The following is an 11,566-nucleotide window of genomic DNA, read 5'->3' as shown; positions in this document are numbered from 1 at the left end:
CTCCTTTTTTACTCTTATTTTTTATCAATATATAGTCATCAGAATTTAACACCACCAATATAGTGAAGTGTAACGCACATAAGGCGCGAGCTAAAGTGTACAACATCATTTCATGAATCAACAACGCGTCGATAACCTTTACTAATGAGATAATACGATTTTAAACATTGATATTGATGATTCAGTGCTGGCAGGCGGATACTCATGGTAATTGGAGACGTTTTTTTGTTAGAATATGCCAACATATTTAAGAGCGTACGACTCGCTCACTATTAACTTTCAATGCTAAGGGCAAAAGGTATGATGAATATTTTGGTGGTTGGCTCAGGTGGTCGCGAACACGCATTGGCATGGCAATGTGCAAAAGATGACAATGTAAAAAATATTTACATCGCTCCTGGTAATGCTGGCACCGCCCTTGAGCCTAAATGTCAAAACGTTACACTAGAGTCTACCGATGCTGAAGCAGGCGAGCATAGTGCTGTTATCGCGTTTTGTCAAAATAACGATATCGATATGGTGATTGTTGGTCCAGAAGCGCCGTTGGTTACGGGTATTGTTGATGCTTGTCGTGAAGCAGGAATTAACGCATGGGGACCAACAGCGTACTGTGCACAGTTAGAAGGCTCAAAAACTTTTGCCAAAGAGTTCATGGAGCAAAACAACATCCCAACGGCTGCTTATCAAGGGTTTACCGATGCAGTCGCTGCTAAAGCTTATGTCGATGAGCAAGGCGCGCCTATCGTTATCAAAGCAGATGGGCTTGCTGCAGGTAAAGGCGTTATCGTTGCTGAAACGATCGAACAAGCGCATGAAGCTATCGATGATATGCTAGCAGATAACAAGTTTGGTGATGCCGGCAGCCGCGTGGTTATCGAGCAATTTTTGCAAGGCGAAGAAGCCAGCTTTATCTGTATGATTGATGGTGACAATATCCTGCCAATGGCAACCAGCCAAGATCACAAACGTGCTTTTGAAGGCGATACCGGTCCGAACACGGGTGGCATGGGTGCATACTCTCCTGCTCCCGTTGTTACGAGCGATGTTCACAACAAAGTCATGCAGAAAGTGATTCAACCAGTGGTTGATGCTATGAAAAATGCAGGCCATCCTTATACTGGCTTCCTATACGCTGGACTTATGATTGATAAAGCAGGCGACCCTTATGTCATCGAGTTTAACTGCCGTTTTGGTGATCCAGAAACACAGCCTATCTTAATGCGTTTGCAGTCATCAATGGTAGATTTAGTCGCACAAGGCTTAGCCGGTCAGCTACCTAGTGAAGCAAAATGGGATGCTCGCCCTGCTCTAGGTATCGTTGTTGCATCAAAAGGCTACCCTGAAACTTCGTCGAAAGGTGATGTGATTGCTGGCTTGCCAGAATTAGATCCCAACAACGATAACGCTGTTAAAGTTTTTCATGCTGGCACAGCATTTTCTAACGATAATGATAAAGAGGTCGTTACAAATGGCGGACGAGTCTTATGTGTAACCGCCCTAGCAGATAGCATTTCTGATGCTCAGCAAGCAGCATTAGCAGTCACCGCTGCTATTAGCTTCGATGGTGCGCAGTATCGCCGTGATATTGGTCACCACGCCATCACTCGTGAAAATGCTTAGCAGCTAAAGCATACTAAAAGACATATTGAGTAACGTCTTGGGCAATATTTTAGATAATGCGAAGGTTTCGTCTAATATGTTTGCTTAATAGTATTTCTATATTTATAGCTCTATATCACTATTTGACCTAGCATCATGCTAGGTCTTATTTTTAGTATCTTTTTGATACTTACCCATCGGCTATAAATAGATTTTTCTAAATTTAAATGATCAGTGAATTTTCTAGAAAATTCTAACTACTTATTAATCATACTCAAATTAGTAAGTACCTATTTATCAATAGTTATCAATAGATATTGGCTTACAAAGTAACTATCAATGGCCAGCTCAGGCTCATAAAACCAGCACACTTTATATGATACAATTTTGTACCTGTGCATCACGTCTCCCTTGTATTGTAGGTTTCGAACCCGCAAATCAATACCAATTGGATGAATGATTATACTTATGGCAAATGATACGTCTAAACCTTTTAGTAACAAGCAATCAATCGATAGCCTAAAAACCTCAGGTTTTGATCGTCGTATGTCGATTGCAAAAACTTCTTTGAATATTGGTCGTCGTTGGGCGGGTAATAGCGTGTCTGGTATGTTCTTAAATAAAGAAGCACGTACTGCACGTAATCAGGCGTTTATGGAAACTCAGGCAAATTATCTGGCATCTGAGCTAGGCAAGTTGAAAGGTTCAGTCGTCAAAATTGGTCAGATGCTAGCGATTTATGGTGAGCACATACTACCGCCAGAGATCACGCGGGCTCTGCAAACCCTTAATGATGATACAGCGACACTAACTTGGCCAACGATTGAGCAAACCTTGCGTCAGTTATTGGGTAACAAACTAAATGAGCTGAACGTTGACCCTGTCCCAATTGGAACTGCTTCTCTTGCTCAAGTTCATCGTGCGACCGTAGTCGCCACTGGCGAACAAGTCGTTTTGAAAATTCAATATCCGGGTGTGGCAGATGCTATCAACTCTGATCTTGCTTTGTTCAAGCAGTTGTTAAAAGTAAGTAATATCGTTCCTCAAACACGCTCACTTGATGCTTGGTTTGAGGAAATACGTGACCTACTCCACCACGAAGTTGATTATGATGCGGAAGCGGCTACGACAGAACGTTTTTACGAGCGTTTAATCGACGATCCACGCTATATCGTTCCTAAGATTAATCGTACTTACTCTAAAAAACGTTTGCTATGTATGTCGTATGAGCCAGGTATTACGGTAGTCTCAGAAGCATTACAACTGTTACCTCATGAACGCCGAAATGCCATTGGTCAAGCGGCTATCGAAATCATGATGCAAGAAATTTTTGTATGGGGTGAAATGCAGACAGATCCTAACTTTGGTAATTATTTAGTGCGTGTGAGCGAAAGCGAAGAAGATATCGATAGATTAGTTTTACTAGATTTTGGGGCAATTCGTCAGTTTGATGGCAATTTATTAACGATTGCCCGTGGTTTACTACGTGCAGGATATCGCCATGACCAACAAGCAATGAACTTGGCTATGACGGGATATGATTTTTTCGATAGTATGAGTAGCAAGGTACGGTCAGATATTGCTTCGTTATTTTTACTGGCTACAGAGCCTTTTAGTGATCCTGATAAAAACACTAACATCCCTAGTGAATGTTTGGACAACCAGAACCGCTACATTTGGGCGAATAGTAAGTTACATTCACGTTTATCTGCTACTGCCACACGTGCAATGCAGTCCTTTGAATTTAACCTACCTCCGAAAGAATTTATGTTTATTAGCCGCAAGTTTATTGGCGCATATACTTTTTTAACTGTTTTAGATGCGCATACTAATTCTAACAGTCTTGTAAAACCCTACTTATAAACTGTGTAAATTTTGAGCCGTCCTTTAGTGACGGCTTTTATTTTTTTGATTTCATTTGCTTAGGCTATTTTATATCTAACACCATTAGCTCTACTGTATACCACCGATATAAACTGCATTTTTCTACTTAGGCTATTATTTTTCGTTCATAGTACTTACCTGCCAATTATCAAACCTAGTCTTGTACCACTTCGGCTTACGAATACTCAGCTCCCAACACACCTCTTGTCGTGCAAGGTACTTCACTTCGAAATGCGTGCGCTGACTAGTCGCTGGTACTCGAGTACGTGTCGATGGTAGGCACCATACTTTAGTTGCTTGGTGTTCTGCATTATCCATATAGGATTCGATATTAGTCACTAATATTATTTCTCCGCCCACCTGCAAGCGTGATAACAAAAACTCAAAAAAAGGCATATTCAGCCACTGCTGATTTGGATTGTGCTGCTCAGGATTGGGATAAAGAATGAATATTTTAGCCAAGCTGTTTGGTTTGATGGCGTGCACTGTCCATGCAATCGCATCCGCATGAATCGCATCTAGGTTTGATAGATTTTGTAGAGTGGCTAATTTTGAGAATGCTTCAAATTTATTACGCGTGCGTTCAATGGCTATCAGATGCTTGTCAGGATTTTGTGCGGCAAAGCTAAGTGCATGCTTACCCTTCCCTGCCCCAACCTCTAGCATCAACGGTTTTTCATCTTTATTGTCACTGATAATACTTGGAATAATAAAGTCACGCGGTGCTGACAGTTTTTGTGGTTGAAAGGCACGCTCTTGCTGATGCGTGAGATCAATATTGTCGGTCATCTACTATCCTTAAAGCATTTGTCTTTTGTCATTATTCGGCCCCATGCTATTATATAACCAATCTAATTGAATAGTAATACAGCAACAGCAAGTACGCTTTATTTTGTCGTCATTTAAATAACGAATTCGTCTTACACTTTACCCCTATGCAACCGATATTAATAACATTTAGGACATTGCTCTTTTCTTATGACTGACTCTACTGCAAATACGCACCCAAAGACCTACCCTTGCCCACGTTGCGGTACTCAGACGGCCTGGCAAGACAATAAATATAAGCCCTTTTGTAGCAGTCGCTGCAAACTGATCGACTTAGGTGCTTGGGCAAACGAAGATTACACTTTACCTGCGGAAACCACGCCTTTTTCTGACGAGCTATAACCCACACTTTTACTCAATTTTATACCAAGGATGTTTGACATGTCTGCTACTTACCTGATGCCCACTTATAATCGTCAACCAATCAGCTTTACGCGTGGTACAGGCAGCTGGCTCTATACCAAAGATGACACACCTTACTTAGATGCCTTAACTGGTATCGCAGTATGTGGCCTGGGACACTGCCACCCACAAGTCACTGACGCTATTCAGCAGCAAGCAGGTACGTTAGTTCACACCAGCAATTTGTTCGGTATTGATTGGCAAGAGCGTGCTGGAGAGATACTGTGTACCGCTGCCCAAATGGACAGTGTGTTTTTTGCCAATAGTGGTGCTGAAGCAAACGAAGCAGCATTAAAAATGGCACGATTATATGCACATAAACAAGGATTCAAACGTCCAAAAGTTATCGTCATGGAACAATCATTCCATGGTCGTACGCTACTCTCATTATCAGCCACTGCCAATCCAAAAGCGCGCGAAGGCTTCTATACATTAGATGAAGACTTTATTCGCGTACCATTTGGTGACATTGCTGCCATCCAACAAGCAGCACAAGATCACGATGAGATTTGCGCTATTTTTGTCGAGCCCATACAAGGTGAAGGCGGTCTCAATACAGCGGACAATGGTTTTGCTTATCTTGAAGACTTACAAGCAGAATGTGAAGCTCATAACTGGTTGTTTATGATAGATGAGGTACAGACAGGTAATGGCCGTACTGGTAAGTATTTCGCTTATCAACACAGCAATGCACGTCCTGACGTGCTAACGACGGCTAAAGGACTGGGGAATGGTTTCCCAGTTGGCGCTTGTATGGTAAGTGGCCGTGCTAATGGCTTATTTGGTGCTGGTAGCCATGGCTCAACTTATGGTGGTACGCCATTGGCCAGTCGCGTGGTTCATAGTGTGTATGACGTATTAGCCAACAGCGATATTATGAATAACGCGGTCACCGAAGGGTTGTTCATTCGTGAGACGATAGTCGATACGCTAGGACAGTATGACATCAGCAGTCGCGGTGCCGGTATGATGATCGGTATTGTATTACCTGAAGACATGGATTGTAGCCAGCTCGTAAATCGTGCTCGTGATGAACAAAATCTAATCATCAATGTCACAGGCGGTCATGTAATACGCTTATTACCGCCGCTTAATATGAATCGTGATGAAAGCACACAGGTGGCTGAGCGTTTGATTAACTTATTAATACCTTCCTTTTAAAACAAGATTTTTGAAACACGTTGATACAGTATGCAATCATATTTTATTAATAGTTAAATATAAAAAAGACATAAACCGATAGGCTTATGTCTTTTTTTATGGGCTAATAAGAAGAATTACGAGCGGGCTTCAAACGCATCCTCAAAGATACCAACAATTTGTTCATGACTTGCTTGGATAGGGTTAGTTAAACCACACACGTCTTTTAAGGCATTTGTTGCTAGCTCATCAAAATCTTTACGCTTAACACCGAGCTCTTTTAACGACTTCGGAATATTGACAATATCTGCCAGTTTTTTAATCGCGTCAATCGTATTTAAACCTGCCAAGTCGCTATTGTTAACACTTAAAATCTGACCAACGGTATTCAACCTTTCTGTAGCTGCTGATTCATTGAATGCTTCGACATGTGGTAATAGCAGCGCATTACATACACCATGCGGCAAATCATACATGCCACCTAATTGATGAGCCATTGCATGAACATAACCAAGTGATGCATTGTTAAATGCCATTCCTGCTAAGAATTGAGCATAGGCCATGTTTTCTCGAGCGACCATGTTTTTCGGTTCTTTGACGGCGGTCGGTAAAGATGTTGCTATGAGCTCAATAGCTTTGACAGCACAGGCATCTGTAATCGGGCTAGCACCTGTAGATACATAAGCTTCTACTGCATGGGTCAATGCATCCATACCAGTCGCCGCCGTCAAACCAGCGGGCATATTAGACATGATGCCAGAATCGTTGATCGACAAAATAGGCGTGACATTCGTGTCAACTATCGCCATTTTAACATGAGTATTCTCGTCTGTAATAATACAGAAGCGAGTCATTTCAGAGGCAGTGCCTGCGGTGGTATTGATGGATACTAATGGCAGTTGAGGCTTCGTAGACTGATCAAGACCTTCATAGTCTTCAATCTTGCCACCATTGGTTGCAACCAATGCGATTGCTTTAGCACAGTCATGAACCGACCCGCCACCAAGCGATATCATCAAATCTGCATCAAACGATTTTAGTTCTGCAAGTCCTGCATTGACATTACCAACTGTCGGATTAGGCTGAACTTCAGTAAAAATTTTGACTTTTATATTTTTTGATTCGAGTGGCTTTTTAACTTGATCTACAACACCAATCTTTTCAAGAATACTGTCAGTAACGATAAATACTTTTTTGCAGTTTAGTTTGTCTAACTGCTCAATACCTTTTGCTAAAGCACCTTCACCGACTAAGTTGTTGGAAGGTATGAAAAATTGTGATAAAGCCATAATAACATCCTTGTTAATTTTACCTAATTAAAACTTAGCGTATAGCTAAGCAGAGTAATGATGCTTAATTCCCTTATATTTCCAAGGTCATCACATCATAATTTAAGAAAACAACTATACTTTTTACATTACTTCTATTTATAAGAGGCCGTATGCAGCTTGTTACTCATAGTAAGAACACAAAAAGACAATGCGCTAAGCAATCAAGTCAACCCATTCTGAAAACGGGTTACTCATTAACTGCCACTGTGCGGGGCCTTGGGCCATTTCATCATCGTTAAGCAAACAATCGTTGAACTTATCGATAAGATTTGATTCATCCATTTCTATCCCAATCAACACAATCTCCTGACGGGCATCACCTGTACTCTCATCCCAATTACTTTCTATAATGTCACGATTCTGCTGATCTTCTGGCCATTCTTCTTCAGGAACTGTTGCCCACCAATACCCAGCCAGACCATGTCTTGCCATCGCACCAGCTTGTGACCAAGAACCTGCTAGCTTAGGATTAGACGCAAGCCAAAAGAAGCCTTTTGAGCGCACCACACCTTTCCACTCTGTATTGATAAAATCGTAAAAACGCTGCGGATGAAAGGGACGACGGGCTCGATAAACAAAACTACTGATGCCGTACTCCTGTGTCTCTGGAGTATGCTCTCCCCTAAGCTCTTTTAACCAGCCTGGTGCCTCAGAGGCTGCCTCAAAATCAAATAGATTGGTGTTCAGTAGCTTATCTAGATTGACTTGACCAAACTGAGAAACCTCAATTTTAGCTCGTGGATTTAAGGAATGAATAATCGCTAGTAGTCTCTCTTTCTCGTCATCTGAAATCAAATCAACTTTATTTAACACAATGACATCACAAAATTCAATTTGATCAATCAGTAAATCAACCACGGTACGCTCATCTTCTTCACCTAACGACTCACCTCGAGATTGTATGCTGTCATAAGAGCTGTAGTCCTTTAAAAAGTTAAAAGCATCAACAACGGTAACCATGGTGTCTAAACGGGCAAATTCATTTAGACAGGAACCATCGTCATCTTCAAAAGTAAAAGTTTCTGCGACAGGTAACGGTTCAGAAATACCTGTTGATTCGATAACCAGTTGATCAAAGCGATTGTCTTCTGCCAGACGTCGCACCTCTATTAATAAGTCTTCTCGCAAGGTGCAACAAATACAGCCATTGCTCATTTCGACCAGCTTTTCATCGGTTCGGGACAGCTCGGCCTCACCGTCTCTGACCAATGCTGCATCAATATTTACTTCAGACATATCGTTCACGATAACCGCAATGCGTCTACCCTCACGATTATTCAAAATATGATTGAGTAGCGTGGTTTTACCTGCACCCAAGAACCCAGACAACACGGTCACAGGCAGTTTTTTTTCGATGGCTAAAGAATTACTCATTGGCTGTCTCTTCTCTATCAATTTGTATGCTTGTTATTAAATATACTCAAAAAATATTGGTTCTTAAATATGGTTACTGTTTGGTGTGACTATCAGTACGTGCTGACTTTCAACAGACTGATAAGTACCAGCTCTCAAAAGGCGTATAAGGTAAAAAATGGGGTACAGCAAGTATCGCTATATTTATTAATTTAATAGCAATGTTATAACATAACACTTTATAATTCAACTGAGTTCTGCATATTAATGATCTTCCTGATATATCTGCGAACCTAAAAGCACCAGCCAATTCTACTTGTTTAGACTGAATCGGCATGGAACATATAGCTCTACTCCTTTATATTGAGAACATATTTTGTCCAAGCCATATAATAAGTGCTTTTGTTAACCTAGATAATCCTCTATCAAGAGCATCTATAATATCTGGGCTATATATATATAATTACTGGAGTTGGTCAAATTAAAAAACCTTAACACCTCCCACCTCAAAGAGACATTGCAAGGCTTTCTCAAATGGTAAATACAAACACGTCTATTTTTCTGACCATGGAACACGGCAAAAAAAGACCAAGAGTACTGCTTTGATACCGTGATAAGTCATATCGCTTAAAATGATCAAGGGTTAATAGCCGCGGTCGCACAAGACGTGCAGACCAAAGAGATATAATGATGGCTCGGGTCAATATCGAAGCACTCATAGAGACCTTAACCACTAGAAGTGTCTGATATTGGTCGCGGGCCAGACCAACCTTATGGCGAAATTGACCAAACGGCTATTATTTACGGCAAAGTGATTATTCACGGCAATGCCTTCATTACGCCTTATGCTGTTATCCATGCTGATGAAGTGGATGCACAAGGTGAAATGAAAACTAATTCGTAATGCTGTGGTCGTAAATGGAGGCATTCAAAAAACGAATGATGTACTGATAGAAAATAGCTGCATCAAAAAAATACAATGCAGTATTACAGGTGTGTCCGATGCAAAAAACATTGATGTCGAAGGCACTGTAAAAACAGAATCGATAATAGCGGCTGTTGGTGATATCACAAGCTACACGGACACGCCCAATACATAGCCTGCGACATTGGGTTTGAAGATACTGAAGATACCATAGCAATATGCCAAACAAGTTCTAAAGCTTTTAAGCGTTAGAGTCCGTACCAGTAAAGGTACGGACTAAAGATTACTGCCGATAGATGAGTTAGAAAGGCTTTTTAAATAAGTTATGGCTAGTCAAATAGCGGAAATTACTATGAGCAATATTGAAGAAAATATTATAATTCAAACTGAGTAAAGATGCGGTTTATCGTTCCTCTCTAAGAACATGTCCTTATTTCAAACATGTCCTAATTTGCATGAAAGTACTTTTTCAGCACTTCTAGGCAACGAATAATTTTGGCCGGTTGCTGGTCACGGTTCAATGTTACCGCATACAATACAAAACTTGGTAACTGGTAGCCGGTCAATACTTCTACTAACTCTCCGCTTTCAAGCTCTTTCTTGACATCCATTTCTAACATTCTGACCAATCCGTGACCTTCTTTGGCCAATGTTGTCGCCATAAATACATTGTTAGTATAAATACGAGAGTTCATTTTGACTCGCGTTTTTTTGCCAGTTTCAGTCTGAATCATGTCAATCTGATTGGCATCTTTCATGATTTCAATACAGATTAATTGGTGCTCAGTTAAGTCTTTAGGCGTATTTAGCTTATCATGTTGACGCAGGTACTGAGGTGAGGCAACCAATAATTGGCGCACATCAGTCAATGGATGACTACTTAGACTAGAATCATTAATCGATGGACTCATACGAATAGCAATATCAATACGCTCGTCAATCATATCAATATAATGATTGTCAGCTAGATAGGTGACACTTAAATCATCATGTGCCGCCATCCACGTAGAGAGTGCTGGCAGGATGTGGTTGACACCAAGCTCAGGAGTAGTCGATACACGCAAACTACCTGCCAGCTCATCACGCAATTGATTAACTTTGATACGCCCTTGTTCAGCCGCACTGACCACATCTTTTGCAGCTTCATAAAAGCTTTCGCCAGCTTCTGTTAAGCTTAGCTTACGAGTTGAGCGATGTAATAATACTACGCCAAGATCATTCTCTAACGAACGAATTTGCTGACTGACTGCACTTGTCGTAATACCTAGCTCACGTGCTGAGCCACTAAAAGAGCCATGTCCGACCACACTGGCGAACACAGCCATACCGCGCAAATTATCCAACATATTCTCACCTAAACGTCATTTCTGTTTTTAATATAACTTAACCATTATAACGACTTTGTATTTATCTTATCGTTATCAAATGGTTCTCTCTTGTTTGATAAATATATTTTGACTCGTAATAAAAACAAAAATATCAAGGCGATATATTCTTATCACCTTGATATTTAATATAAAACCACGTTCAATATATAAATATACTTTTAGATATTCGAAGCAATCACTGCTCTAAGTCTTAATATAGCTGTACTTTACCCATCTTCCCCTCACCGCGTTCAGTTAAATACTGCATAACTGGTGTGTTTAGTAATTTTGTTTCAGCAACGGTTTTCGCCTGCTCTAAACGTTTTTTCTGTCGACGCTCTGGGGTTTTATCTTCGGTCTGCATGATACTACTATCAATTTTTAAGTCAATGTCAGCTTGCGTAAATTGCTGTTGTAACTTGGCAGCTAATTGCTGAAAAGTAGCCTGTAGATGCTTACTATCAACACTAGTCAAAAACGTGGCTTTGCCGTTGCACTGACCAGTCATTGTACCTTGTCGGGCTAGTGCTAGCTCATCTTGTGCCAAAATTTCTCCTTCACGAGCAGTTTGTAACCAGTAATCCCATTTTTCCGGATTCCACTCGCCTGTCAGCTCTTGAGGTGAACAGCGTAGTAAAGTGCGTGGATCTTCGTCAGAGTTGGTCATTAACTGAGAATCATTTACGCCAGGCTCAACAACTGGTTCAGGCTCAACAACTGGTTCAGGCTCAACAACT

9 protein-coding genes and 1 pseudogene are annotated in these 11,566 nt (G+C 40.9%); 5 read left to right on the top strand and 5 right to left on the bottom strand.

What is annotated here, in order from left to right; all coding sequences use genetic code 11:
- Nucleotides 1-303 precede the first annotated feature (303 nt).
- A complete protein-coding gene (gene purD, locus ACT3QN_RS08665; protein ID WP_444520840.1) occupies nucleotides 304-1,620 on the top strand; it encodes a phosphoribosylamine--glycine ligase in 1,317 nt (438 codons plus the stop codon).
- 447 nt (nucleotides 1,621-2,067) lie between these two features.
- Nucleotides 2,068-3,462, top strand: coding sequence for an ABC1 kinase family protein (locus ACT3QN_RS08660; RefSeq protein WP_444522591.1), 1,395 nt, complete (start codon nucleotides 2,068-2,070; stop codon nucleotides 3,460-3,462).
- Nucleotides 3,463-3,597: 135 nt separating this feature from the next.
- On the opposite strand, the gene ACT3QN_RS08655 is transcribed toward ACT3QN_RS08660, so the two are convergent.
- Complete coding sequence (locus ACT3QN_RS08655) at nucleotides 3,598-4,272, bottom strand: SAM-dependent methyltransferase (protein WP_444522592.1); 675 nt, start codon at nucleotides 4,270-4,272, stop codon at nucleotides 3,598-3,600.
- Between the two features lie 189 nt (nucleotides 4,273-4,461).
- Here ACT3QN_RS08655 and ACT3QN_RS08650 point away from each other — a divergent pair, with 189 nt between their 5' ends.
- Together ACT3QN_RS08650 and ACT3QN_RS08645 are read left to right on the top strand one after the other, a co-directional pair.
- Entirely contained in the window at nucleotides 4,462-4,653 is a 192-nt protein-coding gene (locus tag ACT3QN_RS08650; protein WP_444520798.1) for a DNA gyrase inhibitor YacG, read from the top strand.
- A 39-nt stretch (nucleotides 4,654-4,692) separates the two neighbouring features.
- Nucleotides 4,693-5,874, top strand: a complete 1,182-nt coding sequence (locus tag ACT3QN_RS08645) for an aspartate aminotransferase family protein (RefSeq protein WP_444522593.1) — start codon at nucleotides 4,693-4,695, stop codon at nucleotides 5,872-5,874.
- 116 nt (nucleotides 5,875-5,990) lie between these two features.
- On the opposite strand, the gene ACT3QN_RS08640 is transcribed toward ACT3QN_RS08645, so the two are convergent.
- Together ACT3QN_RS08640 and zigA are read right to left on the bottom strand one after the other, a co-directional pair.
- Nucleotides 5,991-7,142, bottom strand: coding sequence for an iron-containing alcohol dehydrogenase (locus ACT3QN_RS08640; protein ID WP_444522594.1), 1,152 nt, complete (start codon nucleotides 7,140-7,142; stop codon nucleotides 5,991-5,993).
- Nucleotides 7,143-7,337: 195 nt separating this feature from the next.
- On the bottom strand, nucleotides 7,338-8,558 hold the full coding sequence (gene zigA, locus ACT3QN_RS08635; protein ID WP_444522595.1) for a zinc metallochaperone GTPase ZigA: 1,221 nt from the start codon (nucleotides 8,556-8,558) through the stop codon (nucleotides 7,338-7,340).
- A 718-nt stretch (nucleotides 8,559-9,276) separates the two neighbouring features.
- On the opposite strand from zigA, the gene ACT3QN_RS08630 reads away from it, so the two are divergent.
- Nucleotides 9,277-9,441 (top strand): hypothetical protein, encoded by a 165-nt coding sequence (locus ACT3QN_RS08630; protein WP_444522599.1) that lies wholly within the window; start codon nucleotides 9,277-9,279, stop codon nucleotides 9,439-9,441.
- A 467-nt stretch (nucleotides 9,442-9,908) separates the two neighbouring features.
- On the opposite strand, the gene ACT3QN_RS08625 is transcribed toward ACT3QN_RS08630, so the two are convergent.
- Nucleotides 9,909-10,808, bottom strand: coding sequence for a LysR family transcriptional regulator (locus ACT3QN_RS08625; RefSeq protein WP_444520793.1), 900 nt, complete (start codon nucleotides 10,806-10,808; stop codon nucleotides 9,909-9,911).
- 232 nt (nucleotides 10,809-11,040) lie between these two features.
- Nucleotides 11,041-11,566, bottom strand: a pseudogene (locus ACT3QN_RS08620) (DNA polymerase III subunit gamma/tau); the annotation flags it as partial.

Source organism: Psychrobacter sp. AOP7-C1-14, from assembly GCF_052376135.1.
Lineage (GTDB): Bacteria > Pseudomonadota > Gammaproteobacteria > Pseudomonadales > Moraxellaceae > Psychrobacter.
This window is presented reverse-complemented; position numbering and strand designations above follow the sequence as displayed.

What these genes read in the sequence shown, in the direction of transcription:
- purD (WP_444520840.1), top strand. Translation starts at nt 304, where the DNA reads ATGAATATTTTGGTGGTTGGCTCAGGTGGTCGCGAACACGCATTGGCA.
- ACT3QN_RS08660 (WP_444522591.1), top strand. Translation starts at nt 2,068, where the DNA reads ATGGCAAATGATACGTCTAAACCTTTTAGTAACAAGCAATCAATCGAT.
- ACT3QN_RS08655 (WP_444522592.1), bottom strand. Translation starts at nt 4,272, where the DNA reads ATGACCGACAATATTGATCTCACGCATCAGCAAGAGCGTGCCTTTCAA.
- ACT3QN_RS08650 (WP_444520798.1), top strand. Translation starts at nt 4,462, where the DNA reads ATGACTGACTCTACTGCAAATACGCACCCAAAGACCTACCCTTGCCCA.
- ACT3QN_RS08645 (WP_444522593.1), top strand. Translation starts at nt 4,693, where the DNA reads ATGTCTGCTACTTACCTGATGCCCACTTATAATCGTCAACCAATCAGC.
- ACT3QN_RS08640 (WP_444522594.1), bottom strand. Translation starts at nt 7,142, where the DNA reads ATGGCTTTATCACAATTTTTCATACCTTCCAACAACTTAGTCGGTGAA.
- zigA (WP_444522595.1), bottom strand. Translation starts at nt 8,558, where the DNA reads ATGAGTAATTCTTTAGCCATCGAAAAAAAACTGCCTGTGACCGTGTTG.
- ACT3QN_RS08625 (WP_444520793.1), bottom strand. Translation starts at nt 10,808, where the DNA reads ATGTTGGATAATTTGCGCGGTATGGCTGTGTTCGCCAGTGTGGTCGGA.